The sequence below is a fragment of the Streptomyces sp. KM273126 genome, assembly GCF_004337435.2.
Taxonomy (GTDB): Bacteria; Actinomycetota; Actinomycetes; order Streptomycetales; family Streptomycetaceae; genus Streptomyces; species Streptomyces acidicola.
In genome coordinates this window covers 35,144-59,007 of sequence record NZ_SJXB02000002.1, presented here as the reverse complement: position 1 = coordinate 59,007, position 23,864 = coordinate 35,144, and the positions used below count along the sequence as shown (strand labels likewise).

Below are 23,864 nucleotides of genomic sequence, written 5' to 3'. Positions count from 1 at the left end.
GCCGGCTGGGAGCCGACCCGGTTGACACACTGTGACCTGCGGCACGTGCCCAGGGCGACGGATCTTTAGCGTTGTCACCCTGATGAGGGAAAGTGCTCCCAAACCAGCCCGGACAAGACCAGGCAAGACCAGGCAAGAGTGGCCTGGATGAGGCCTAGATGTGGCCGATCCCCGCGCCCGCCTCGGCGTTCTCGCCACGCTTGGTCAGGAAGGCCACCAGGACGGCGACCCCCGCGACGCCCGCGGCGACGAGGCTGGCGAGGCCCATGCCGGAGATGAACGTGTCGTGCGCGACCTCGGTGACCTTCGCGGCGATCTCCTCGGGCATGCCCTCGGCGACCGGTGGCATACCGACCTGAACGGCCTCGGAGGCCTGGTCGAGCTGGGCCTCGGTGAGCGGCGGGAGGCCCGCCTCCTTCCAGTTGCCCGGCAGGTCGCTGTCCACCTTGGAGGCCATCACGGCGCCCAGGACCGCCGTACCGAGGCTGCCGCCGATCTGCATCGCGGCCTGCTGGAGACCGCCGGCGACACCGGAGAGCTCCATCGGCGAGTTGCCCACGATGACCTCGGTGGCGCCCACCATGACCGGGGCGAGGCCGAGGCCGAGGAGTGCGAACCAGAGCGACATCACGGCGCTGCCGGTGTCCGTGTCCAGCGTGGACATGCCGTACATGGCGATCGCCGTGAGCGCCATGCCGCCGGCCAGCGGGACGCGCGGTCCCGCCTTGGTGATGAGGACGCCCGCGAGCGGGGAGCCGACGATCATCATGCCGGTGAGCGGCAGCAGGTGCAGTCCCGCGTCGATCGGGGTCATGCCGTGCACGTTCTGCAGGTAGAACGTGACGAAGAACAGGCCGCCCATGAACGCGATGGCCATGAGGATCATCAGGACGACGCCCGCCGAGACCGGGACCGAGCGGAACAGCCCCAGCGGGATCAGCGGCTCCTTCACCCTGGTCTCCCAGACGGCGAAGAGCGCGAAGCCCAGCACGGACGCGCCGAGGAAGGCCCAGGTCATACCGCCGCCCCAGCCCCAGTCCGGGGCCTTGATGAGCGCCCAGACCAGGCAGAACATGGCGGCCGACAGCAGGGCGATGCCCAGGATGTCGAAGGAGCGCGGGGCGTTCTCCGCGCGGTGGTCGAGCAGCATCCAGGCGCCGAGGGCCACGGCGAGGATGCCGACCGGGACGTTGACGAAGAAGACCGACTGCCAGTTGACGTGCTCGACCAGCACACCGCCGAGGATCGGGCCGCCCGCGGTGGAGGCGCCGATGACCATGCCCCAGATGCCGAGCGCCATGTTCAGCTTCTCGGCCGGGAACGTGGCGCGCAGCAGACCGAGTGCGGCCGGCATGAGCAGCGCGCCGAACAGGCCCTGGAAGACGCGGAAGGTGACGACCATGGGGATGGAGTCGGACAGGCCGATGATCCCCGAGGCCAGCGCGAAGCCCACCACGCCGACGAGGAACGTCTGGCGGTGGCCGAAGCGGTCACCGAGCTTGCCGGCGGTGATCAGGGTGACCGCGAGGGCGAGGAAGTAGCCGTTCGTGATCCACTGAACATCGGCGAAACTGGCGCCGAGGTCCTTCTGGATCTCCGGGTTGGCGATCGCCACGATGGTGCCGTCGAGGGCCACCATCATGACCCCTACGGCCACGGTTATGAGAGTGAACCAGGGGTGGCCGCGCAGGCCCTTGGAGGGCTGCTGCTCCGACGGGGCGACCGGGATCCCGTCCCCCGGCCCCGTCGTGTCGATGGTGGTCTGACTAGTCATGTGGCCGAGATTAATGACAGCTACTGACATTTGACAAACCAATTCACAATTCGGTAACTGTCACGTCACTTACAAATAGGCTGAGCTCGGGAAACGTCCACCTGAGCCGCCCGGACAGACCGACCGGACAGACCATCCGGACAGACTGACCGAACCGTCGGAGAAGAGGGCTCATGAACACGGTGACCCGACCGGGGCTGCGCGAGCGCAAGAAACAGCGCACCCGGGACGCGCTGCTGCGGGCCGCCCTGGAACTGTTCACCACTCAGGGGTACGAGCACACGACCGTCGACGAGATCACCGAGGCCGTCGACGTCTCGCAGCGCACCTTCTTCCGGTACTTCGCGGGCAAGGAGGACGCGGCGTTCGCCGTCCAGGACCTCGCGCACACACGGTTCGCCGCGGCCGTACGCGAACGCCCGGTCGACGAGGCCCCGTTGGAGGCGCTGCGCAACGCCGTCCTGAAGGACTGGGACACCATCGCCGAGGCCGTCGAACAGGTCGTGCCGATCGAGCTCTACCTGCGCATGTGCCGACTGACCGAGTCGACGCCCGCACTCCTCGCCGCCCATCTGCGCCGTAGCGACGAGGTGGGCGAGGAGGTCGCGCGGGTCATCGCCGAACGCGAGGGACTCGACGTGGACACCGATCCACGGCCACGCGTGGCCGTGGCCGTGTTCGCCGGTGTGATCCGTGTCATGGAGCGGCGCTGGGGGCTGAGCGAGGACCTCGGCCCCACCGAGACCCGCGCGCTGACGGTCAGGTATCTCGACGCGGTGGGGCCCGTGTTGACGGAGAAGTGGCGTACGGACTGAGGAGCGGCCGACACGCCGGTGAACGCAAGGGGTCCGCGAAACACCTGAGTCCGAAACGTGATCCCCCTCACTTGGTTAACGCGAGACCCTTCCGTTCTCCTAGTGTGTCCTTTCAGTGACTTCCTTCGACACCTCTCCCCAACTCAACGTCTGGCGCGCAGTCCTCGCACTCGCCGTCGTGTTCGTCATGCTGGCGACCACCGGCTGGACCGCGATCCGCGACCACCGGGGGGCATCGCCGCTTCAGGCCTCGCTCTCCGCGTGGAACCACGGGCACATCGACGGCCACGCGCTGCCGGACGCCGACTCCTCCCCAGGTCGGCTCGCCCGCTTCTTCGCCTCGCTCACCGAACGGCAGCGCACCGACCTCGCCGACCGCTACCCGCTCGCGGTCGGCAACATGAACGGCGCTCCCGTCGAGCTGCGCTACCGCGCGAACCACGCCGCGCTGGAGAAGCAGCGCGACATCGAGCTCGAACGTACGCACGACAAGCGGCTCTCCTCCCACGGTCAGTACGACGCGGGTCGCCGTATGAACCGCTTCGAGGACCTGATGCAGCCGGGCCGACGGATCCTCGCCTTCGACCCCGAGGGCTCGGGCCGGGTCGCCGAGGTGTTCGGCGACCTCACCACGGCCGAGCGGGTCTCGGTGGTCGTGCCCGGCGTCGACACCGACGTGCTCACCTTCCAGCGCACGGTCCGCAGGTACTCGGCGCCCGCCGGCATGGCGAGCGCCCTGTACACGGCCGAGCGCGCGATCGCCCCCGCGACCCGTACGGCGGTGATCGCCTGGGCCGACTACACGGCACCCAACGGGCTCGGCATGGAGGCGGCCACCGCGCTGCGCGCCGAGCAGGGCGCGGTCCGGCTCAACGCGCTGGTGCGCGCGCTGCCCGGCCGCTCGCCCGTCGCGCTGTACTGCCACAGCTACGGCTCGGTGCTGTGCGGGGTCGCCGCGCGCCGGCTGCCCGCCCGGGTCTCCGACATCGCGGTGGCGGGCAGCCCCGGCATGCGCGTCGAGAAGGCGTCCCAGCTGCGCACCTCGGCCCAGGTCTGGGCGACCCGGGACGCCGACGACTGGATCCAGGACGTGCCGTACCTGGAGGTCGGCGGCCTCGGCCACGGCGCCGACCCGGTGTCCGCGGCGTTCGGGGCACGGGTACTGTCGGCGGACGGCGCGAGGGGCCACGCGGGCTACTTCGAGCCCGGCACCGAGAGCCTGCGCAACTTCGCCGAGATCGGTGTTGGCGCGTATCGCGCGGTGCACTGCGCACAGCAGGGACGCCAGGAAAACGCGTGTCAGGAGGGACTGCCCGCCGCCGTTGCGGCCTGACGCGCGTAGAGGACGAAGGAATCACCGGCTGCCGGAGGAGGGGACGAAGACGCGCCTCACGCATACGATGAGCCGCATGGGTGACGTTCTGGCTGGATTTCATGCCGCCTGGGAGTTCGAGTCGGACTCCGTGCTCATCCGCTTCGAACGGGGGATCCGCACGCCGAAGCTGTTCCAGGCACTCGGCGAGCGGCGCATCCCGCTGGAAGCGATCGCGGCGGTGACGCTGACACCGGGGAAGCGCGGGACCGTCGTCCTGCACGCCGTGCCACGACCGGGCGCCGACCCCCTGATGGAGGCGGCCGCGGGCCAGCTCAAGGAGGCCGGCGATCCGTACCGGCTCGTCCTGCCCGCCGAGCGCGAGACCCTCGCCGAGTACTACGCGGACGAGCTGCGCGCACGGATCACCGAGGACGAGAGCCCGGCGGAACGGCACCTCGTGGCCCCGCCCAAGGCGCCGCTGCAGTTCAAGGCGTACGACGCGAAGGCCTCCTTCGACGGGAAGTCCGTGTCGTTCCGGTGGTTCTGGACGGGGGCCTCCTCGGCGAAGTGGAAGGCCGGCGACCAGAGATTTCCCGTCGCCGATCTGAGCGGGGTCGAGTGGCGCTCCCCCGAGCTCTTCGAGGGGCATCTGCGACTGATCGGCCGCGACGGGGACGGGGCTCCGCCCCTTCAGGCCGACCAGGATCCCGCTTCCGTCGTGTTCGGGCTCGGGTACGGGCCGGTGCACGAGTCGCTGCCGTTCGCGGCCGCGGTCCTGGCGGCGGTGCGCTCCGCGGTACCGGCCGGTGCGGTACCCGCGGCGGGGCCGCGGCGTGACCCCGCCGACATAGCCGACCGCATTCGGCACCTGGGCGAGCTGCACGAGGCGGGGCTGGTGACGGACGAGGAGTTCAGCACGAAGAAGGCGGAGCTGCTGGCGGAGCTCTAGCTGTCGTCGGCTGAGCCTGGGCTCATACCTGGGTATGACATGAAGCCCGGCTCCCAGGTATGACGGCACGGCGAGGACCGCTGCTTAGGCTGTTGAGGTCATGAGCGGCACGACTCCTCCTCCCGGCCGAAAGGTCCTCCGCACTCCGCCTGAGCCCCTGCCCGGGCCACAGCCCCGGCGGGCGCCCAGGCGGTGGGTGCGGCGGCTGCCGTACGTGATCGTGCTGGGGTTCACCGCCAGCCTGATCCCCGTCACCGCTCAGGTCCTCGGGAACGACTACGGCGTGAACGACGGGCTGGCCGGAGCGCTCGGGTTCGCCCAGGCCGGGCCGCTGCTGCTCGCCGTGAGACGCCCGCTGCAGGCGTGGTGGATCGTCATCGTGGCGGATGTCGTCGGGGCGGTTGCCGTGCTGCAGTCCGATGCCGTGGGCCGGCCCTCTCCCTGGACCCCCATGGTCATCGTGGGCTATCTGGTCCTGTGCGTCGCGCTGTCGCTGCGCGAGACGCGCCGTACGGTGCTCGGCGTCTGGCTGGTCACCACGGCCGCGTCTCTCGTGCTGAGCGCGGGCCGGGACCCGGGCACCTCTGACGGCGGCACGGACGGCCCGAACACCGGCATCCTGCTCATCGTCCTCAGCGGTGCCGTGCTGCTGCTCGGCTCGCTGGTGCGGGAGCGCGGCGAGACCCGGCGCCGGCTCGTCGAGCAGGAAGCCATCAGCGAGACCGAGCGGGCCCGGCGCACCCTGCTGGAGGAACGGGCACGGATCGCACGCGAGTTGCACGACGTCGTGGCCCACCACATGACCGTGATCGCGGTCCAGGCGGACTCCGCCCCGTACCGGCTCTCCGGCGTGTCCGACGACGTGCGCGGGGAGTTCGAGTCGATAGCCGCCGGCGCCCGCGACTCGCTCGGGGAGATGCGGCGGCTGCTCCAGGTGCTGCGCAGCGAGGACGCACAACAGGAACGGGCCCCGCAGCCTGGCCTGGACAAGCTGCACCAGCTCGTCGAGGCGACCACACGCGGCGGCGTCCCGGTGGAACTGTCCCTCCCCGAACCCGGCTTCCTCACGGCGCCGCCGAAACTGTCGCCGGCCGTCGACCTGTCCGCGTACCGCATCGTCCAGGAGGCCCTGTCGAACGTCGTACGGCACGCCCCGGGCGCCACCACCCAGGTGTCGCTCTCCGCCGACGAGCACCACTTGACGGTGCTCGTCGTCAACGGGCCCGCCGCGAAGCCCGTTTCGCGGCTGGAGTGGAGCGGCACCGGGCACGGCCTCGTCGGCATGGGCGAGCGCGTACGGTTGGTCGGCGGCACCCTCGATGCCGGGCCGCTGCCCGACGGGGGGTTCCGTGTGGCGGCGCGGCTCCCGATGACCATGCCCGACGAGCCCGACGACCCCGCCGAGCCTGACGAGCCCGACAAAAGGAGTCCGTCCTCCCCATGACCATCCGGGTGATCATCGTCGACGACCAGGCCATGGTGCGCGCCGGATTCGCCGCCCTGCTGGCCGCGCAGAGCGACATCGACGTCGTGGGCGAGGCCCCGGACGGCAGGCAGGGCGTCGAGCTGGCACGCCGAGCGCACCCCGATGTCGTCCTCATGGACGTACGGATGCCCGAGATGGACGGTCTGGCGGCGGCCCGCGAACTGCTCGACCCGCCAGACCCTCAGGAAGCCGAGTCGCACCGCCCGAAGGTGCTGATGCTGACCACCTTCGACGTGGACGACTACGTGTACGAGGCGCTGCGCGCCGGAGCGTCGGGGTTCCTCCTCAAGGACGCGCCCCCGGCCGACCTGATCGCGGCGGTGCGCGTGGTGGCGGCGGGGGACGCGCTGCTCGCCCCGAAGGTGACGCGCCGTCTGATCGCCGACTTCGCGCAGACGCGGCCCGCCCCGCGCAGGAAACGGGCGGTGCGGCTGAAGGGCCTGACCCCGCGCGAGACCGAGGTGCTGGAGCTGATCGCCCGCGGTCTGTCCAACCAGGAGATCGCGGACCATCTGGTGCTGGCCGAGCAGACGGTGAAGACCCACATCGGCCGTGTCCTCGCGAAGCTGGACCTGCGCGACCGCGCCCAGGCCGTGATCTTCGCCTATGAGTCGGGGCTGGTCACGCCCGGCGACCGGTAGCCGCCGGGCGTGGTGGCACGGCCGGGGCGCCCTAGGGCCTGTTCTGAGTTCCCCGCCTGCGCAGCGACGCCCGGCACGCACTCCCCCACTCTCGGCTTCGCTCGACCGGGGGGACCCCCACGCCGCACGGCGCCGCAGGACAGGTGGCTCCGCCACATGACCTGCGACACCGCACGCCGATCGCACGCTCCCCCACCCTCGAACCGCTTCGCACGGACGACGGGGAACTCAGAACAGGCCCTACTCCCGGCCCGCCGAGGTGAACGACATGTCCGGGTAGCGCTCGCCCGCCACCTTGGCCGCGATCGGCTCCAGGAGGGCCAGCTCGTCGTCGGTGAGGACGATGCGCGTCGCGGCCACGTTCTCCTCCACCCTGCTGGCCTTGCGGGTGCCCGGAATGGGGACGACCGGCAGGCCGTGCACCCTCGCCTGCTGCTGGACCCAGGCCAGGGCGATCTGGCCGGGTGGGGCTCCGTGGGACTCGGCGACCGTGCGGACCGGCTCCAGGAGCGCCGCGTTGGCGGCCGCGTTGTCGCCGGTGAAGCGGGGCATGAAACGGCGGAGGTCCTGGTCGGTCAGGTCCTTCTCGGCGTTCGAGAAGGAGCCCGTCAGGAAGCCCCGGCCGAGCGGTGAGTACGGCACGAGGGCCACGCCCAGCTCGCTCGCGGCCGGGACGACGCCCGCCTCGATGTCACGGCTGAAGAGGGACCACTCCGACTGCACGGCCGCGATGGGGTGCACGGCCTGGGCGGCCCGCAACTCGCTGCCGGTGACCTCGCTCAGTCCGAGGTGCTTCACCTTGCCCTCGCGGACCAGCTCGGCCATGGTGCCGACGCTCTCCTCGATCGGCACCTCCTGGTTCAGCCGGTGCATGTAGTAGAGGTCGATCGCCTCGACGTCCAGGCGCTTGAGGCTGGCCTCCACGGCCGCACGGATGTACGGCGGGTCGTTGCGGATGATCCGCCGCGTGGGGTCGTCCGCCGGGATCGACAGGGCGAACTTCGTGGCGATGACCACCTCGTCCCGGTGCGCCTTGAAGAAGGGGGACAGGAACTTCTCGTTCTCCCCCGCGCCGTACGCATCGGCCGTGTCGTAGAGCGTGACACCCAGTTCCAGCGCCCGTTCCAGGGTGGCCCGCGACTCCCCGGCGTCCGAGGGGCCGTAGGCGAAACTCATGCCCATGCAGCCGAGGCCCTGTACGCCGACCTGGGGCCCGCCGTCGCCGAGCGCCACCTTCATGATCCTGTCGTTCGTCATCGGGAACCCTCCAACGCCAAGGCACGCTCGGCGTCCGCGTAGAAATCGATCTTCCGGTCGAGCACCGCGAGCGTGCCCTGGAGTTCGGCGATCCTGGCCAGTACGTCCTCCCGGGTGGCCTTCAGCAACGCGAAGCGCTCCCCGTAGGTGTGGTCGCCCTCACGGACCAGTTCCGCGTACCGCACCATGTCCGCGACCGGCATACCGGTGAGCCGGAGCTTGCCGACGAGGTCCAGCCAGTCCAGGTCGCGGTTGCTGTAGCGGCGCTGGCCGGTGTGGGAGCGGTCGATGTGCGGCATCAGCCCGATGCGCTCGTACCAGCGCAGGGTGTGCGCCGTCAGGCCGGTGAAGGCGGCGACCTCGCTGATCGTGTACTTGTCCTGACCGTCCGGCCGCCGGTCGGCGTGCCATGCGGTGGCACAGCTGGCGTTCCGGGTGCCTGTTGTCTCCATCACCGTCATGACCTCAACGCTAGAACCCTGGAGTGAACTCGAAGCAAGCGGAACCGGGGGAAACAACCGGGGAAATTCCGACGACGGCGTGCGGCTCCACTGGCTACCGTTCACCTCATGAGCCTCGTACGCCGTGCCGCCGCCGAGGACGCGGAGGAAGTCCTGCGTCTGCGGCAGGTGATGATCGATGCGGTGGGCGGGGCGGACACGTCCGCCGACTGGCAGACGGAGTCCCTGCCGACGATTCGCGCCAAGCTCGCCGACGCGGACGGGACCTTCGCGGCCTTCGTGGTCGACCATCCCGAGAAGCCCGGGGCACTCGCCGCGCTGGTGGCCGGGACGATCGAGTACCGGATCGGGCGGACCCGGAACCCGCACGGCACGATCGGGTACGTGTTCAGCGTCGCCACCGACCCGGACCAGCGCCGCCGGGGCCACGCCCGCGCCTGCATGGAGGTTCTCCTCGACTGGTTCCGCGAGAAGGGCGCAGGTCAGGTCGATCTCACCGCGTCTGCCGAGGCCCGGCCGCTGTACGCCTCGCTCGGTTTCCAGGTCACACCGGACCCCTTGATGAGGATACGTTTCTGAGCCGCATACGCTCGTACGCATGTCCCTTCACAGCCTGACGTTGATCGAGAACTGGCCGGTGTCCACGGCCGCGGCGGCCGTCGTGCGCGCGGACGGCACCGTACTCGGGTCGTACGGCCCCACCGGGCACCGTTTCCCGTTGGCCTCGGTCACGAAGCCGCTCGCCGCGTACGCCGTACTGGTCGCGTACGAGGAGGGGGCCGTCGAGCTGGACGAGCCGGCGGGGCCGCCCGGCTCCACGGTCCGGCATCTCCTCGCCCACACCTCCGGGCTGGCGTTCGACGAGCACCGGGTGACGTCCGCGCCCGGGGAGCGGCGGCTGTACTCGAACGCCGGATTCGAGGTGCTGGGGGACCATGTGGCGAAGGCGACGGACATCCCCTTCGCCGAGTATCTGCGGCAGGCGGTGCTGGAGCCGCTCGGGATGACGTCCACGACGCTCGACGGCTCGCCCGCGAAGGACGGGGTCTCGACGGTGGACGATCTGGTGCGGTTCGCGGCGGAGGTGCAGGCGCCGCGGCTGCTCGACCCGAGGACGGTGGCCGACGCGATGACCGTCCACTACCCGGGCACGAAGGGCGTCCTGCCGGGCTACGGCCACCAGAACCCCAACGACTGGGGCCTGGGCTTCGAGATCCGCGACTCCAAGTCCCCGCACTGGACGGGCACTTCGTCCTCGCCGCGCACCTTCGGTCACTTCGGCCAGTCGGGCACGTTCCTGTGGATCGACCCGGTGGCGGGTGAGGCGTGCGTGGCTCTGACCGACCGTGCGTTCGGGCCGTGGGCGATTGAGGCGTGGACGCCGTTCACTGATGCGGTGCTGGCCGAGATGCGCAGCTGACGCCATCCCCTGGCCGACTGCACCAGTTGCGTGATTCATGCCACCAGAGTGCAACCGGCTGATTACGCTCGGCTACGGATCCTGCCCGGGACGGCGCCTCGCGTGTCGCAAGTGGGCCCCTGACCGGCGATGATGCCGACCAGGGGCCACCCGGCACGTGAGCCTGTGTCAGCCGTCGTTCTCCGCCGACGGTATGGCGGCGCCCGGCACGTCCTGCGGAGCGTAGATCTTCTTCTCACCCGGGTACGGCTTCGCCCAGTTGTGGGTCTCGTACCACGTGAGATGGTTCATCTGGGCGGGGGGAGCGTAGTCCGGAACGGCATTGGGACCGGTCAGCCGCTGCTTCGGCTTCCACTCGTCCCACTGGGCGGCGATGTCCTTCATGTCCGCCGGCACCGAGGGCGACGGCACGGCCGCTGCCTTCAGGTCCTGCGCCGCGGGGGTGTCCAGACCACAGGATGGCGCAGTCTTCACACCGGCGGTCAGCGAGGTCCGGTTGGGCAGCACCTTGAACGGTGTGAAGTCCGGGCTCTGGGTGAACGCCGAGGCCATCGGGGTGGCCGCGGTGTCCTTCTGGTTCATCGGCTGGATCCCGAGGATCTGCTCGATGGTCCGCATCATCGTGATCTGGGAGTAGTAGTGGCTGTCCACCGTGGAGTGCTTGGCCCAGGGGCTGATGATCTGGACCGGGGCACGGTGGCCGTCGACGTGGTCGAGACCCGCCTGGGAGTCGTCCTCGACGACGAAGATCGCCGAGTCCTTCCAGTACTTGCTGTGCGAGATCTCGTCGACGATCTGGCCCACGGCGAGGTCGTTGTCCGCGACCTGCGAGGCAGCGCTCACCGGGCCACCGGTGTGGTCGCTGGAGAGCCAGAACATGTTCAGGTTCGCCGGTCCGTTCTTCTCGAAGTCCTTCTTCCAGATCTGTGCCCGGTAGACGTCGGGGACGCTGGTGTCGAACTTCGGGAAGCCGTGCACCGACACGTCGTTGAGCGACGGGATCGGCGAGGTCGAGTTCAGCGGGTAGGCGGTGTCCTGACCGGTCGCCGCCATGTTCTTGCTGTCGCAGTACAGGTTCTGCCAGCTGGCGCCCGACGGCTTGGTCAGGAACTGCTGGAACTCACCGAAGTTCCGGACGGACTTGCCGGCCGCCTGGGCACCGGTCCAGATGAAGCCGGTCTTCTGGTGGCCGAGGGCGTCGTCCTCGGTGTCGTAGCTGCGGGTGTACTCACCGGCCGATGACTCGGTGTACTCCGGGTCGTCGGCCTGCATCAGCCAGTTGTGACCCTCGGCGGAGTTGGTGCCGATGTCGTACGTGTTGTCGTACAGGCCGAACTGCTTGGCCAGGGCGTGCTGGTTCGGCGTCACGTTGTCACCGAACTCGGTCAGCGACGGGTCGCCGTTGCCCTGCGGCATGTCACCGAAGACCTGGTCGTAGGTCCGGTTCTCCTTGACGAGCAGGAAGACGTGCTTGATCGTCGAGGGGTCGCCGAGCTTGACCGGGACCGGCACCGGCTTGGCCGGGGAGCCGTCGGACTTCTTGAGCGACTCGCCGTTCCAGCCGTTCTGCTTGAAGACCTTGCCGGTGTAGGACTTGATCACGCTGTCGTCGGGCAGCGTGAACTTCTGCACGCTCGACGTCGTGTCGTGGGTGCCGCGACCGCCGGTGGCCTTCCGGCGGGCGTCGATGCCACGGGTGTTGGAGACGTACACCTCGTTGCCGGAGGTGGTGATCTCCGAGGGGAAGTAGTCCGTGGGCAGCAGGCCGACGTAGCTGACCGGCTCCTGCGCGGAGGTGTACTTGTAGACGGCGACGGCGTTGGCGCGGCCGAGGGTCACCAGCAGATGACCGTCGTCGGTGAGGGTCACCGCGTCGGGCTCGTAGCCCACCTGAGCCTTGGCCCACGGCTGGGTGGAGATGGTCTGGACGACCTCGTCCTTCGCCGTGTCGATGACCGAGACGTTGTTGTCGGCGGTGTTGGTGACGAACACCACGCCGTTCTTGGCGTACACGGCGGTCGGGTGCAGACCGACGTCGATGCTGGAGACCGCGGCGTCCTGGTTCGCCAGGTCGATGACGCTGACCGTGCCGCTGGTGGTGGCAGCGGTCTTCTGGTCGGCGAGTACCTGCGTGCCGTACGAGTTGATCGTGGGTTCGCCGGGCCTGGCCGGGCGACCGCCCTCGTTGCTCACGTAGAGCTTGTCGCCGACGACGACCATGCCGCGCGGGGCGTTGCCCACGTTCCAGCTCTGCTTGATGGTCCCGGTCGCGGCGTCGATGGCGACGACCCGGTTCTGGCCGTTGACCGCGGAGTACACGGTATTGCCGTCGGCCGAGAACGTCGCCGCGCCCACCAGGGCGTGCTTGGACCCCTGCGCCGGGATGCTGACGGTCCTCGGGCCGGCGACGCTGCCGTCCGCGTTCACGGTGAACACGGTGTAACCGTCCGGCTGGCCCAGCCACAGCTGCTTGCCGTCGGGCGAGTACGTCGGGCCTTCCTGGCCCACGTTGTTGCTGCTGATGCGGGGGTTCGACGACGCGGCCTTGCTGACCAGCTGCTGCGTCGTCCAGTTCTTCAGGTCCACGATGGCCAGGGCCGCGCCACCGTCGGTGACCGAGGCGGCCATGTGCGTGCCGTCCGGGCTGACCGAGGACGACATGATCTTGCCCTGGTTGATGACAAGACGGTCGCCGTACGGGGCGATGTACTGGTCGCTGGAGACGACCTGGCCGTCCTCGGTGACCTGGCCTACCTGGTCCGTGTCGAACTGGTGGGTCTGCGCGAGCGCCGTGCCGGCGGCCACGAGGGCGACAGCGGTGGTGCCCGCCGTCAACAGCGGCATCCGGCGGCCGATGCGTCTGGCGATGAGGTTGATCCGCGCTTCCTCGACGAGCTTGCGGCGGCGAGTTACCTGCATGGAGTGCTATCCCTTCGGGGTGGTGTCGAGCAGTTCGACGTTGCCGTCGAACTGCCACAGCGGGTTCGGTGCGTCCCCGTCGGGGGTCCGCACCAGGAAGTAGCCGTTCACTTCCTTCGGTCCATCGCCATCGGCCATGAACCGCCCGTCCGGAGTGACGTCGAGTTGGTAGATGGCCTGTCCTGTGGCCTCGACGCCGGGAAGATGCCAGGTCACGACGCAGCGCCAGTCGTTGCCCGGGCCTTGTGCCGCGACCCTGGTGCTTCCCTTGTTGCACGACGCCGTGGCCTTCAACTGGGCCTCGGTGACGGCGGGCCGGTTGAGCTGGCCGGTCTGCATCCGGTACAGGTGCGCGAACGCCGTGGCGAGCGAGCGCTGCACCTTGTCCTGCTCGATCCCGGAGCCCGTCGCCGAGGTCGTCGCGGCGACCACCGCGAACGACGCGGCGGCCACCCCGACGAGCGGCAGGACTCCGACGGTGATCGCGCGGCGGCCCGAACCGTCGTGGGTCAGGTTGGTGAAGTCGCGCCGTACGAAGAGCACATACGCCAGCGCCGTCGCGACCACGGCCCACACGAGGCTGACACCGATGCCGATCAGCAGCGGGCCGAGTTGCCGAGGGCTGGTGAACAGGCCGTTCCAGGAGATGAAGGCGTAGCTCGGAAGGGCGACGCGCACGGCCACCGGAAGCGGCAGCATCTGGGCGACCGCCATCGCGAGCGAGACGAACACGGGCACCAGCAGCCCCATCGGGGACCGTCCCAGCGTGACCGATCCGAGGAGGCCGAGTGCGGCGAGCGCCAGGGTCGGAGCGAGGACGCAGACCCAGGCGAGCACGACCGAGACGGCGGCGTCCGACGGTGCCAGGAAATGGCCGTCGAGACCGACCAGCGGCTGGTCGCCGACCACGAGGAGGCCGCCGACGGTGCTGGAGACCGCGAGCCCGGCCACGAGCAGCAGCAGGACGGTGAGACTGGCCACCGCCTTCGCCACGAAGATCCGCCGGGGCGAGCGGACCGCCACGAGCAGATGGCGCCAGGTGCCGAGTCGGTCCTCGGAGGCGAACACGTCACCGGCCACGACCGAGGTCAGCAGCGGGAGCGCCCAGGTCCCCGCGAAACCGAGCATCACCAGCGGCCCGGCCCACCCGGAGGCGAGCATCCAGCGCCCGAAGAGGGTGTCGACAGGAAGTGTGCTCTGCTGACTCACCCCGGCGACGAAGAGGGCGGGAGCGATCCAGCAGGCGAGGACCAGCAGACGGATTCGCCACTGGGAGACCAGCTTGACGAGCTCGAAGCGGCAGGCGCGGGTGACGGGGACGCGACGGCCCTCGGTCACCTGCTCGTGTTCCTGTTCCCCGCTCCGGGTGAGGGTCGTGGTCATCTGCTCGCCTCCTGCTGCTCGGTGAGGGCCAGAAACGCGGCTTCGAGCGGCGAGACCACGGGAGTGAGCTCGCGCGGCGCGACGCCCTTCTCCACGAGCCGCACCACGAGTTGGTCGAGGGCGGGCACCAGGGCGCGTACGACGAGCAGTTCGGCGTCCTGCCGCGTCCCGGCGTCGTCGATGACCTGGATCCCCGGCGCGTCGTCCGCCAGCCGGCGCGCGGCCTGCGGGTCGGAGGTGAGCAGCCGGTAGTCGAGTTCACGGTTCTCTGTGGCCAACTCGCGCAGCGGGCCGGAGAAGACGACGCGCCCGGCGGCGAGGATGGTCACCTCGGAGCACAGCGTCTCGAGGTCGTCCATGTTGTGGCTGGAGAGCACGACGGCGGTTCCGTCGGCCACGAGCCGGTTGAGGACACCGTGCACATGCTTCTTGCCCGCCGGGTCGAGGCCGTTGGACGGTTCGTCGAGCACGAGCAGCCGGGGCTTGGTCAGCAGGGCGGCGGCAAGCCCGAGCCGCTGGCGCATGCCGAGGGAGAAGCCGCGGGTACGGTCGTCGGCGACGTCGGTGAGACCGACCTCGGCGAGTACGTCGTCGATCCCCGCCGTGCGCGCGTCGTGGCCGCGGATCGCGGCCAGCGCGGCGAGGTTCTGCCGTGGGGTGAGCGAGGGGTAGAGAGCGGGGCCGTCCACGAAGCCGGCGACACCGTGGGGAGCGTCGAGTGTCCGCTCGACCGGTGTACCCAGGACCTCCAGGCGACCGCCGTCGGCCACCGCGAGCCCCAGCAGAAGGCCGAGCAACGTCGTCTTTCCGGCGCCGTTCGGTCCGACCAGGCCGTGGATCTGACCCTGCGTTACATCGAGATCGATGCCGTCCAGGGCGACGACATTACCGAAGCTCTTCGTGATACCGCGAGCCCGGATTGCGCGGAGTTCTTCCATGGGTCCCTTCCTTCAAATGCCTCAAGGACCCTATGGATTGATCATGCTGCTCATGGGGATGGAGAGTTGAATCTACGTAGAACAAGAAACGACTTGGCATTATCGACGTCGCCGCCGAGCGGAAACCGTCCGCGTTCCGGCCAGAATGTTTGCCATTACTTGGGCAAAGTCAGGGGCTTTCATGAATGAGTTGCAAGGGTGGATGTCGCGCTGAATGCCAACTGGGCACGGAACGGAATTGAGCTGCGCCCTCGTTGCGGGCCGTGGTCTCCTGCACGGCCCGCGGGCCCACCGAAGCCCTGGTCTACGAGCGCCCGACGACGACCTGAACGTCATCCCCCTGCCGGCTGGCGGTCAGGTGCCGCCAGTTGCCCAACGGGAAGAGGGGGCGAACCGGTGTCGTCGATGGGACTGGCGGAACCGCCGGTGAGACGCGTGCCGAAGTCCGAGGCCAGACCTGCCGGCCCTGTATCCCATCCTTGGCCTACCGCTCTTGTCTTCCGACTGTCTGCGCGTCGGTAGAGCTCGATGAGGATCGCCACCGTCTCCCGATGCGTGAGAGGCGGCGGCTCGAAGGTGATCCGAGCATTTCCGCGTTCGATGACCGCGTGGGGGGGTGTTGCTCGCGTCGAAGTGAGTGGCCCGCGGTACGGGGTCGAGGGTGACGTGGCACACCGCCGCGGGCAAGACGGCATTGCCGCCTCTGGCAAGAGTCGTAGTCATGCAAGGCCTCTCACCGTGGTTCGTACGCAGTGGTCTCCCTGGCCGATCCGTGTAGGGCAAACGCTGATGTCGTGCAGTAAGCACGTCCGCGACGAGCATGTCCTGAGGTGCCACGATGCGCACCACCGGAATCATTCACGCCACCCCATGCCGCTTCCCCTTCACACGGACACGACTGACTCATGCTCCACCTGGGAGTCGTGGGCCGCCTCGACGCAGGGACGAAGACCGGCGGGACTGTCAGAACGGTCGCTGGTGGAGTGCCGCAGCCGTGCGTTGATCGACGCAGTCTTCGGGCCACAGCAATACACAGAGCTTCCCGCAGACCCGCTGCCTGCCGGCGCCGCTGCGGCCCGGGATGCTGCTGGCCGACCGCGGCCTCGAAGCGCTCGGGGACTGCTGTGGCGGCTGCAGGGCGAGCGGGCGTTCGTCTGGACGCCACCGGAGATCTTCAGCCACGGCGCCAAGAGAAGCCGGTGAGTACACCCTCACACTCGCTCACCCGGCGGCCATCTCCCAGATCAGCAACTCCGCCGCCGTGACCGCCAACGCGTCCATCTCCTCCGCGTCCGCGATCCGGGCGGCGTCCCCGGCCGCCAGCTCCTCGCCGTCGAGTCGCACCTCACCCCGCACCACGTGCACGTACACGAACGCCGCGTCCGGAAGCGCCGTACGCTCGCCCCCGGCCAACCGCCGCACGTGCAGCATCGCGCCCGCCCCCGGCACCGCGTACGGTGTGGAGTCGGCGATGCCGCGGACGATCTCGTACGCGGGCTCGCCGCCGGGCTCCAGCGGCGCCAGCCACATCTGGACGAAGGTCAACGGAACGTCCCCGTCGTTGCGCTCCACATGCCGCACCCCGCCCGCCGAGCTGAGGCGCTGCACATCCCCGGGTCGTACGACCGTCTCGTGGCCGGCGGAGTCACGGTGCGTCAGCTCGCCCTCCACCACCCACGTCACGATCTCCGTGTGGCTGTGCGGATGCTCGTCGAAACCGGCACCCGGCGCGAGCCACTCCTCGTTGCAGGCGAGCAACGGGCCGAAGCGGAGGTTGTCGGGGTCGTAGTGGGGGCCGAAGGAGAAGGCGTGCGACGAGGAGATCCCCGCTGCCGCGTCCCCGCCGCTGTAGCGCTCACCAGCGCGTCGTATGTCCATCACGTACCCAACGTTGACTTGCTCCTCGGGCTGAAGCCCAAGGATTCTGGCCTTCCGGTCCGGTGCTGTGCCGCTGCGAGGCATGGGCTCCGGTTCGGATTCCTTGGCTTCCTGCTTCACCGCGCGGTGCCGGAACACGTTCCGGTCTTACCTGCGCTCCACAGGCTGAAACCGCCAGTCCGGCGGCCTTGATGTTCTTCGCGGCATTGTGGTCCCGGTCGTGGAGGGTGCCGCAGGCAGGGCATGTCCATTCCCGCACTTCAAGGGGTTTGGGGCCCTCGCGGTAGCCGCAGGTGGAGCACACCTGGCTGGTGGGCTCGAACCGGCCGATCCTGACAAAGGTCCGCCCGTACCGTTGCGCCTTGTACTGCAGCATACGCAGGAACTGGGACCAGCCCGCGTCGTGCACACTCTTGGCCAGCTTGGTGCGCGCCAGTCCCGAGACCGCCAGATCCTCCACCGCCACCGCTTGGTTCTCGCGGATCAGCTGGGTGGAGAGCTGGTGGTGGAACTCACGGCGCGCGTCAGTAACTTTGACGTAGGCACGGGCGACCTTCAGGCGGGCCTTGGCCCGGTTCCTGGATCCTTTCTGCTTGCGGGACAGCTCCCGCTGGGCCTTCTTCAGCTTCTTCTCCGCACGGCGCAGGAACCGCGGAGAGGCGATCTTCGTGCCGTCGGAGAGCACTGCGAAGTGGGTCAGGCCCAGGTCGATACCCACGGCAGTGTCGGAATCCTGCTCGCTGAAGCGGGTCCGGTCCTGCTCCCGGTCGGTTTCGATGACGAAGCTGGCGAAGTACCGTCCGGCCGCGTCCTTAATCACCGTGACGCTGGAGGGGGTGGTGGGCAACGTACGCGACCAGCGCACCTTCACCTCGCCGATCTTCGGCAGCAACAGCTTCCCAGACCTGGTGATCTTCCAGCGGGCGTTCGCGGTGAACCGGACCGACTGCCTATCGTCCTTACGGGACTTCAAACGGGGCGCTCCCACCCGCGCCCCTTTCCGGGCTCCCTTCAGTGCGGCGAAGAAGTTGCGGTAGGCGCTCTCGGCATCCCGCAGCGACTGCTGCAGCACCACCGCCGACACCTCGCCCAGCCAGCGCCGCTCACGGGTCTTCTTCGCCTCGGTGATCAGGGTCTTCGACAGCACCGCTGCGGTGGGAAACGTCTCACCCGCCGCACGCGCCCGCTCCCGCGCCGCGATCGCGTCGTTGTACACCACCCGCGCGCACCCGAACGCCCGGGCCAGCGCGTTGCACTGGCCCGGTGTCGGGTCGAGGCGGAAGGCATACCGAAGCTGCATGATCCGGACGCTAACACCAGCCACTGACAATCCTGGACGGATCAGTCGAATCCAGCTCTGCTGGAACGATTCGGCGACGCGACGCGTCGCCGCGTTCAGCTTCGCTTCACCACCGGCGTGAACGCCGGTGCACTGCGAATGCACCCCGGTAGCGACCCACCGCCTCACCCCGGCGTCCTGATAAGGCAGTCTTGTCCCGTGCCCGATGCCAGTAATTCCTCGCCCCACGACGCCCCTCGCATCCACCCGCATGCCGGAACGCTGAAGCGGCTGGAGAAGTCGTCCGGAAGTCTCGCAGCCCAGGCCATCGCGCGCATGGACGAGACGCTGCCGTGGTACCGGGCGATGCCCCCGGAGAACCGGTCGTGGATCGGGCTGGTCGCCCAGGCCGGTATCGCCGCCTTCACCGAGTGGTTCCGGCATCCGGATGCCCCGCAGGCCATCTCCACCGATGTCTTCGGGACCGCGCCCCGCGAGCTGACCCGGGCCATCACCCTGCGGCAGACCGTCGAGATGGTGCGGACCACCATCGAGGTGATGGAGAGCGCCATTGATGAAGTGGCTGCTCCCGGTGACGAGTCCGTGTTGCGCGAGGCGCTCCTCGTTTACGCGCGCGAGATCGCCTTCGCCACCGCCCAGGTGTACGCCCAGGCCGCCGAGGCGCGCGGCGCGTGGGACGCCCGGCTGGAGTCGCTCGTCGTGAACGCCGTGCTGTCGGGCGAGGCCGACGAAGGGGCCGTGTCGCGGGCCGCCGCGCTCGGCTGGAACGCGCCGGACAACGTGTGCGTGGTCCTCGGGACCGCCCCCGACGGTGACAGTGAGCTGACCGTCGAGGCGATCCGGCGCGCGGCCCGGCACGCCAAGCTGCAGGTGCTCACGGGCGTTCTGGGCGACCGGCTGGTCGTCATCGCCGGTGGCAGCAGTGATCCGCTGCAGGTGGCCAAGTCGCTGATCGGTCCGTATGCCGCGGGACCCGTGGTGGCCGGGCCGATCGTGCCCGATCTGCTGGCCGCCACCCGGTCCGCGCAGGCCGCCGCGGCCGGGCTCAAGGCGTGTTCCGCCTGGCAGGACGCGCCCCGGCCCGTGCTGGCGGACGATCTGCTTCCGGAGCGCGCGATCGCCGGGGATCCGAGCGCTCGCGAGCAGTTGGTGGAGGAGATCTACAGACCACTGGAGGAGGCCGGTTCGGCGCTCCTGGAGACCCTCAGTGTGTATCTGGAGCAGGCGTCAAGTCTGGAGGGGGCCGCACGGATGCTTTTCGTTCACCCCAATACCGTGCGCTACCGGCTTCGACGTGTGACTGACGTCACCGGATGGTCACCGTCTGATGTACGCTCCGCGTTCACCCTACGCATCGCACTGATCCTGGGGCGCCTGGTCGACGGGGACCCCCCGGCCTAGGGTTTTGTCGAGGGCCCACAAAACGCTCTCGTGTTCTTCGTCCCTGTCCCCACGGGCGGCCCCGGCCGTCCCCAAGAGAGAGTGTGAGAGTGCTCGTACTCGTCGCTCCCGGCCAGGGCGCCCAGACGCCCGGCTTCCTGACCCCCTGGCTCGAACTGCCCGGCGCCGCCGACCGAATCGGCATGTGGTCGGACGCCATCGGGCTGGACCTCGCCCACTACGGCACGCAGGCCGATGCGGATGCCATCCGTGACACCGCCGTGGCCCAGCCGCTGCTGGTCGCGGCCGGCATCCTGTCCGCCGCGGCACTGGGTACGGCATCATCTGCCGCTGCCGCGGCGGGCACGCCCGACGCGGTCGCCGGCCACAGCGTCGGCGAGATCACCGCGGCCGCGTTCGCGGGCGTCCTCGACGACACCGCTGCCCTGACCCTCGTACGCAAGCGGGGTCTGGCCATGGCCGAGGCCGCCGCGATCACCGAGACCGGCATGTCGGCGCTGCTCGGCGGCGACCCCGAGACCACGGTCCCGCACCTGGAGAAGCTGGGCCTGACCCCGGCGAATGTGAACGGCGCGGGACAGATCGTGGCCGCCGGCACCCTGGAGCAGCTCGCCGCGCTGGAGGCGGACAAGCCGGAGGGTGTGCGCCGGGTCGTTCCCCTCAAGGTCGCGGGGGCCTTCCACACGCATCACATGGCGCCCGCGGTCGACGCGCTCGCCGAGGCCGCCGAGGCCCTGACGCCGGCCGAGCCCAAGGTCGCCTACGTGTCGAACAAGGACGGGCAGACCGTCGCCACCGGCGCCGAGGTACTGTCCCGTCTGGTCGGCCAGGTCGCCAACCCGGTGCGCTGGGACCTGTGCATGGAGACGTTCAAGGAGCTGGGCGTGACCGCGCTCGTCGAGGTGTGCCCCGGCGGCACGCTCACCGGTCTCGCCAAGCGTGGGCTGCCCGGCGTGCGGACGCTGGCGCTGAAGACCCCAGACGACCTCGACGCTGCTCGCGAGCTCATCGCGGAGGCGTCGACATCTGCCGCTGCCGCGGCGGGTGCCTGAGCAAGGAGCCCCCAGAGCAATGTCGAAGATCAAGACACGCAAGGGCGCACCCTACGCACGCATCCTCGGTGTCGGCGGCTACCGTCCGGTCCGGGTGGTGCCCAACGAGGTGATCCTGGAGACGATCGACTCGTCCGACGAATGGATCCGTTCACGTTCCGGCATCGAGACCCGGCACTGGGCGAGCGACGAGGAGACCGTCGCCGCGATGTCGGTCGAGGCGTCCGGCAAGGCCATCGCCGACGCGGGGATCAGGGCCGAGCAGATCGGCGCCGTGGTCGTCTCGACCGTCTCGCACTTCAGCCAGACCCCGGCCGTCGCCACGGAGATCGCCGACAAGCTGGGCACGAACAAGGCCGCGGCCTTCGACGTCTCGGCGGGCTGCGCGGGCTTCGGGTACGCGCTCACGCTCGCCAAGGGCATGGTCGTCGATGGCTCGGCGGAGTACGTACTCGTCATCGGTGTCGAGCGGCTGTCCGACCTGACCGACCTGGAGGACCGAGCCACGGCCTTCCTGTTCGGTGACGGCGCGGGCGCCGTGATCGTCGGCCCCTCCGAGGAACCGCACATCGGCCCGACCGTGTGGGGCTCCGAGGGCGACAAGTCCGACACGATCAAGCAGACGGTGCCATGGAACGAGTTCATCCCCCACTCTCGGCTTCGCTCGAGCGGGGGGACCCCCACCGGCGACGTCTCCAAGCTCCCGCTGGACAGCAAGGGCAACGTCAAGTTCCCCGCGATCACGCAGGAGGGCCAGGCGGTGTTCCGCTGGGCCGTGTTCGAGATGGCGAAGGTCGCCCAGCAGGCGCTGGACGCGGCCGGGATCACCCCGGACGAACTGGATGTCTTCATCCCGCACCAGGCCAATGTGCGGATCATCGACTCGATGGTGAAGACCCTCAAACTGCCGGAGCATGTCACGGTCGCCCGTGACATCCGCACCACCGGCAACACCTCGGCCGCCTCGATCCCGCTCGCGATGGAGCGGCTCCTGGCGACCGGCGAGGCGAAGAGCGGCGACACCGCGCTCGTCATCGGCTTCGGGGCGGGTCTCGTGTACGCCGCGACGGTCGTTACCCTCCCCTAGGCACTCCGTGCCGGATCATGCTTCCGGTGCGGGAATGCACCAACCTGCCGCTCACGCGGCGGGGGCCACACCCTCTGGATACCAACGAAGGAGCGCCTGACATGGCCGCCACTCAGGAAGAGATCGTCGCCGGTCTCGCCGACATCGTGAACGAGATCGCCGGCATCCCGGTTGAGGACGTCCAGCTGGACAAGTCCTTCACCGACGACCTGGACGTCGACTCGCTGTCCATGGTCGAGGTCGTCGTCGCCGCCGAAGAGCGCTTCGACGTCAAGATCCCCGACGACGACGTCAAGAACCTCAAGACCGTCGGCGACGCGACCGACTACATCCTCAAGCACCAGGGCTGATCGACCGATCACCCGGGCCGGCCGCCCCGTTCCTGATGGCAGGTCCGTGGGCTGACTGCCCCGCCACCCGGCGGTGGCGCCGCTGAATCCTCGTATCCGTTGGAGAAAGAATTCCCGTGAGCTCGACCAATCGCACCGTGGTCGTCACCGGTATCGGCGCAACCACACCGCTGGGTGGCGACGCGGCCTCTACCTGGGAGGGCCTGATCGCCGGACGTTCCGGCGCCGGCCCGCTGGAGCAGGAGTGGGCCGCCGACCAGGCGGTCCGCATCGCCGCGCAGATCGCCGTGGAACCGACCGAGGTCATTCCCCGGCCGCAGGCCCGCCGTCTGGACCGCTCGGCGCAGTTCGCGCTGATCGCGGCCCAGGAGGCATGGGCGGACGCCGGTTTCACCGAGAAGGCCGGCGCCGAGGGCTCGGACGTCGACCCCGACCGGCTGGGCACGGTCATCGCCTCCGGCATCGGCGGCGTCACGACCCTGCTCGACCAGTACGACGTGCTGAAGGACAAGGGCGTCCGCCGTGTCTCCCCGCACACCGTGCCGATGCTGATGCCGAACAGCCCGTCCGCCAACGTGGGTCTGCTGGTCGGCGCCCGCGCCGGTGTGCACACCCCTGTCTCGGCCTGCGCGTCGGGCGCCGAGGCCATCGGCTACGCCATTGAGATGATTCGCTCCGGCCGCGCCGACATCGTCGTCGCCGGCGGTACCGAGGCGGCCATCCACCCGCTGCCGATCGCCGCGTTCGGCAACATGATGGCGATGTCCAAGAACAACGACGACCCGCAGGGCGCCTCGCGTCCCTACGACGTCGCCCGCGACGGCTTCCTCCTCGGTGAGGGCGCCGGCGTGATCGTCCTGGAGTCCGCCGAGCACGCCGCCAGGCGCGGTGCGCGGGCGTACGCCGAGGCGGTCGGCCAGGGCATCTCCGCGGACAGTCACGACATCGTGCAGCCCGAGCCGGAGGGGCGCGGCATCGCCCACGCCCTGCAGAACCTGCTCGACAACAACGACCTGGACCCGGCCGAGATCGTGCACGTCAACGCGCACGCGACCTCGACCCCGGCCGGCGACGTGGCCGAACTGAAGGCCCTGCGCAAGGTCTTCGGCGACGACACGGACCACTTCGCGGTCTCCGCCACGAAGTCCATGACCGGGCATCTGCTGGGCGGCGCGGGTGGCGTGGAGTCCGTGGCCACGGTCCTCGCGCTGTACCACCGGGTGGCTCCGCCGACGATCAACCTGGAGAACCTCGACCCCGAGGCCGAGGCCAACGCGGACATCGTGCGCGGGGAGGCCCGGAAGCTGCCCGTCGAGGGGCGGATCGCGGCGCTGAACGACTCGTTCGGGTTCGGCGGGCACAACGTGGTGCTGGCCTTCCGCACGATCTGAGCAACGCCTGTACGTGTACGAAGGGCGCCCACCGGCCGGTGGGCGCC

20 protein-coding genes are annotated in these 23,864 nt (G+C 69.5%); 12 read left to right on the top strand and 8 right to left on the bottom strand.

The features are described 5' to 3' along the window. Positions 1-154: 154 nt before the first annotated feature. Entirely contained in the window at positions 155-1,774 is a 1,620-nt protein-coding gene (locus E0500_RS30830) for an MFS transporter (RefSeq protein ID WP_131563359.1), read from the bottom strand. Positions 1,775-1,947: 173 nt separating this feature from the next. On the opposite strand from E0500_RS30830, the gene E0500_RS30825 reads away from it, so the two are divergent. The 5 genes from E0500_RS30825 to E0500_RS30805 all read left to right on the top strand — a co-directional run bounded on the left by E0500_RS30825 (position 1,948) and on the right by E0500_RS30805 (position 6,980). Then, entirely contained in the window at positions 1,948-2,589 is a 642-nt protein-coding gene (locus E0500_RS30825; protein ID WP_131563360.1) for a TetR family transcriptional regulator, read from the top strand. 115 nt (positions 2,590-2,704) lie between these two features. Continuing rightward, positions 2,705-3,922, top strand: coding sequence for an alpha/beta hydrolase (locus E0500_RS30820; RefSeq protein ID WP_131563361.1), 1,218 nt, complete (start codon positions 2,705-2,707; stop codon positions 3,920-3,922). A gap of 67 nt (positions 3,923-3,989) precedes the next feature. Then, a complete protein-coding gene (locus E0500_RS30815; RefSeq protein ID WP_131563362.1) occupies positions 3,990-4,853 on the top strand; it encodes a DUF4429 domain-containing protein in 864 nt (287 codons plus the stop codon). Positions 4,854-4,953: 100 nt separating this feature from the next. Then, positions 4,954-6,297, top strand: coding sequence for a sensor histidine kinase (locus tag E0500_RS30810; protein ID WP_131563363.1), 1,344 nt, complete (start codon positions 4,954-4,956; stop codon positions 6,295-6,297). Then, positions 6,294-6,980 (top strand): response regulator transcription factor, encoded by a 687-nt coding sequence (locus E0500_RS30805; protein ID WP_131563364.1) that lies wholly within the window; start codon positions 6,294-6,296, stop codon positions 6,978-6,980. The genes E0500_RS30810 and E0500_RS30805 overlap by 4 nt, the downstream gene beginning before the upstream one ends. A gap of 240 nt (positions 6,981-7,220) precedes the next feature. On the opposite strand, the gene E0500_RS30800 is transcribed toward E0500_RS30805, so the two are convergent. Both E0500_RS30800 and E0500_RS30795 read right to left on the bottom strand, forming a co-directional pair. Next, positions 7,221-8,237: an aldo/keto reductase gene (locus E0500_RS30800; RefSeq protein WP_131563365.1), complete on the bottom strand. Its 1,017-nt coding sequence runs from the start codon at positions 8,235-8,237 to the stop codon at positions 7,221-7,223. Beyond that, positions 8,234-8,698 (bottom strand): MerR family transcriptional regulator, encoded by a 465-nt coding sequence (locus E0500_RS30795; RefSeq protein ID WP_131563366.1) that lies wholly within the window; start codon positions 8,696-8,698, stop codon positions 8,234-8,236. The genes E0500_RS30800 and E0500_RS30795 overlap by 4 nt, the downstream gene beginning before the upstream one ends. 108 nt (positions 8,699-8,806) lie before the next feature. Here E0500_RS30795 and E0500_RS30790 point away from each other — a divergent pair, with 108 nt between their 5' ends. Continuing rightward, positions 8,807-9,277 carry a GNAT family N-acetyltransferase gene (locus E0500_RS30790; RefSeq protein WP_131563367.1) on the top strand — a complete coding sequence of 157 codons (471 nt, stop codon included), beginning with the start codon at positions 8,807-8,809 and terminating at the stop codon, positions 9,275-9,277. A gap of 19 nt (positions 9,278-9,296) precedes the next feature. Continuing rightward, complete coding sequence (locus E0500_RS30785) at positions 9,297-10,118, top strand: serine hydrolase (protein WP_131563368.1); 822 nt, start codon at positions 9,297-9,299, stop codon at positions 10,116-10,118. Positions 10,119-10,286: 168 nt separating this feature from the next. Here the strand turns inward: E0500_RS30785 and E0500_RS30780 are convergent, their stop codons facing one another. The 5 genes from E0500_RS30780 to E0500_RS30760 all read right to left on the bottom strand — a co-directional run bounded on the left by E0500_RS30780 (position 10,287) and on the right by E0500_RS30760 (position 18,536). Beyond that, a complete protein-coding gene (locus E0500_RS30780) occupies positions 10,287-13,037 on the bottom strand; it encodes a bifunctional YncE family protein/alkaline phosphatase family protein (RefSeq protein WP_131563369.1) in 2,751 nt (916 codons plus the stop codon). Positions 13,038-13,043: 6 nt separating this feature from the next. Further along, positions 13,044-14,420: an ABC transporter permease gene (locus tag E0500_RS30775; protein WP_131563370.1), complete on the bottom strand. Its 1,377-nt coding sequence runs from the start codon at positions 14,418-14,420 to the stop codon at positions 13,044-13,046. Further along, positions 14,417-15,358, bottom strand: coding sequence for an ABC transporter ATP-binding protein (locus tag E0500_RS30770; protein WP_131563371.1), 942 nt, complete (start codon positions 15,356-15,358; stop codon positions 14,417-14,419). The genes E0500_RS30775 and E0500_RS30770 overlap by 4 nt, the downstream gene beginning before the upstream one ends. Positions 15,359-16,579: 1,221 nt before the next feature. Continuing rightward, positions 16,580-17,236, bottom strand: a complete 657-nt coding sequence (locus E0500_RS30765) for a pirin family protein (RefSeq protein ID WP_131563383.1) — start codon at positions 17,234-17,236, stop codon at positions 16,580-16,582. Continuing rightward, positions 17,214-18,536 carry an RNA-guided endonuclease TnpB family protein gene (locus E0500_RS30760; protein WP_131563384.1) on the bottom strand — a complete coding sequence of 441 codons (1,323 nt, stop codon included), beginning with the start codon at positions 18,534-18,536 and terminating at the stop codon, positions 17,214-17,216. The genes E0500_RS30765 and E0500_RS30760 overlap by 23 nt, the downstream gene beginning before the upstream one ends. A 198-nt stretch (positions 18,537-18,734) precedes the next feature. Here E0500_RS30760 and E0500_RS30755 point away from each other — a divergent pair, with 198 nt between their 5' ends. The 5 genes from E0500_RS30755 (at position 18,735) to E0500_RS30735 (ending at position 23,817) form a co-directional block, all read left to right on the top strand. Continuing rightward, positions 18,735-19,937 carry a CdaR family transcriptional regulator gene (locus E0500_RS30755; RefSeq protein ID WP_131563372.1) on the top strand — a complete coding sequence of 401 codons (1,203 nt, stop codon included), beginning with the start codon at positions 18,735-18,737 and terminating at the stop codon, positions 19,935-19,937. 89 nt (positions 19,938-20,026) lie between these two features. Beyond that, entirely contained in the window at positions 20,027-20,989 is a 963-nt protein-coding gene (locus E0500_RS30750) for an ACP S-malonyltransferase (RefSeq protein WP_131563373.1), read from the top strand. Between the two features lie 19 nt (positions 20,990-21,008). Continuing rightward, a complete protein-coding gene (locus tag E0500_RS30745; RefSeq protein WP_131563374.1) occupies positions 21,009-22,076 on the top strand; it encodes a ketoacyl-ACP synthase III in 1,068 nt (355 codons plus the stop codon). Positions 22,077-22,177: 101 nt separating this feature from the next. Next, a complete protein-coding gene (locus E0500_RS30740; protein WP_045557916.1) occupies positions 22,178-22,426 on the top strand; it encodes an acyl carrier protein in 249 nt (82 codons plus the stop codon). 116 nt (positions 22,427-22,542) lie between these two features. Then, positions 22,543-23,817: a beta-ketoacyl synthase gene (locus E0500_RS30735; RefSeq protein ID WP_131563375.1), complete on the top strand. Its 1,275-nt coding sequence runs from the start codon at positions 22,543-22,545 to the stop codon at positions 23,815-23,817. Positions 23,818-23,864 lie beyond the last annotated feature (47 nt).

Bases quoted from the DNA above. Each gene is read 5' to 3' on its own strand.
- E0500_RS30830 (WP_131563359.1), bottom strand. From the start codon at position 1,774: ATGACTAGTCAGACCACCATCGACACGACGGGGCCGGGGGACGGGATC.
- E0500_RS30825 (WP_131563360.1), top strand. From the start codon at position 1,948: ATGAACACGGTGACCCGACCGGGGCTGCGCGAGCGCAAGAAACAGCGC.
- E0500_RS30815 (WP_131563362.1), top strand. From the start codon at position 3,990: ATGAGCCGCATGGGTGACGTTCTGGCTGGATTTCATGCCGCCTGGGAG.
- E0500_RS30810 (WP_131563363.1), top strand. From the start codon at position 4,954: ATGAGCGGCACGACTCCTCCTCCCGGCCGAAAGGTCCTCCGCACTCCG.
- E0500_RS30805 (WP_131563364.1), top strand. From the start codon at position 6,294: ATGACCATCCGGGTGATCATCGTCGACGACCAGGCCATGGTGCGCGCC.
- E0500_RS30800 (WP_131563365.1), bottom strand. From the start codon at position 8,237: ATGACGAACGACAGGATCATGAAGGTGGCGCTCGGCGACGGCGGGCCC.
- E0500_RS30795 (WP_131563366.1), bottom strand. From the start codon at position 8,698: ATGACGGTGATGGAGACAACAGGCACCCGGAACGCCAGCTGTGCCACC.
- E0500_RS30790 (WP_131563367.1), top strand. From the start codon at position 8,807: ATGAGCCTCGTACGCCGTGCCGCCGCCGAGGACGCGGAGGAAGTCCTG.
- E0500_RS30785 (WP_131563368.1), top strand. From the start codon at position 9,297: ATGTCCCTTCACAGCCTGACGTTGATCGAGAACTGGCCGGTGTCCACG.
- E0500_RS30780 (WP_131563369.1), bottom strand. From the start codon at position 13,037: ATGCAGGTAACTCGCCGCCGCAAGCTCGTCGAGGAAGCGCGGATCAAC.
- E0500_RS30775 (WP_131563370.1), bottom strand. From the start codon at position 14,420: ATGACCACGACCCTCACCCGGAGCGGGGAACAGGAACACGAGCAGGTG.
- E0500_RS30770 (WP_131563371.1), bottom strand. From the start codon at position 15,358: ATGGAAGAACTCCGCGCAATCCGGGCTCGCGGTATCACGAAGAGCTTC.
- E0500_RS30765 (WP_131563383.1), bottom strand. From the start codon at position 17,236: ATGGACATACGACGCGCTGGTGAGCGCTACAGCGGCGGGGACGCGGCA.
- E0500_RS30760 (WP_131563384.1), bottom strand. From the start codon at position 18,536: ATGCAGCTTCGGTATGCCTTCCGCCTCGACCCGACACCGGGCCAGTGC.
- E0500_RS30745 (WP_131563374.1), top strand. From the start codon at position 21,009: ATGTCGAAGATCAAGACACGCAAGGGCGCACCCTACGCACGCATCCTC.
- E0500_RS30740 (WP_045557916.1), top strand. From the start codon at position 22,178: ATGGCCGCCACTCAGGAAGAGATCGTCGCCGGTCTCGCCGACATCGTG.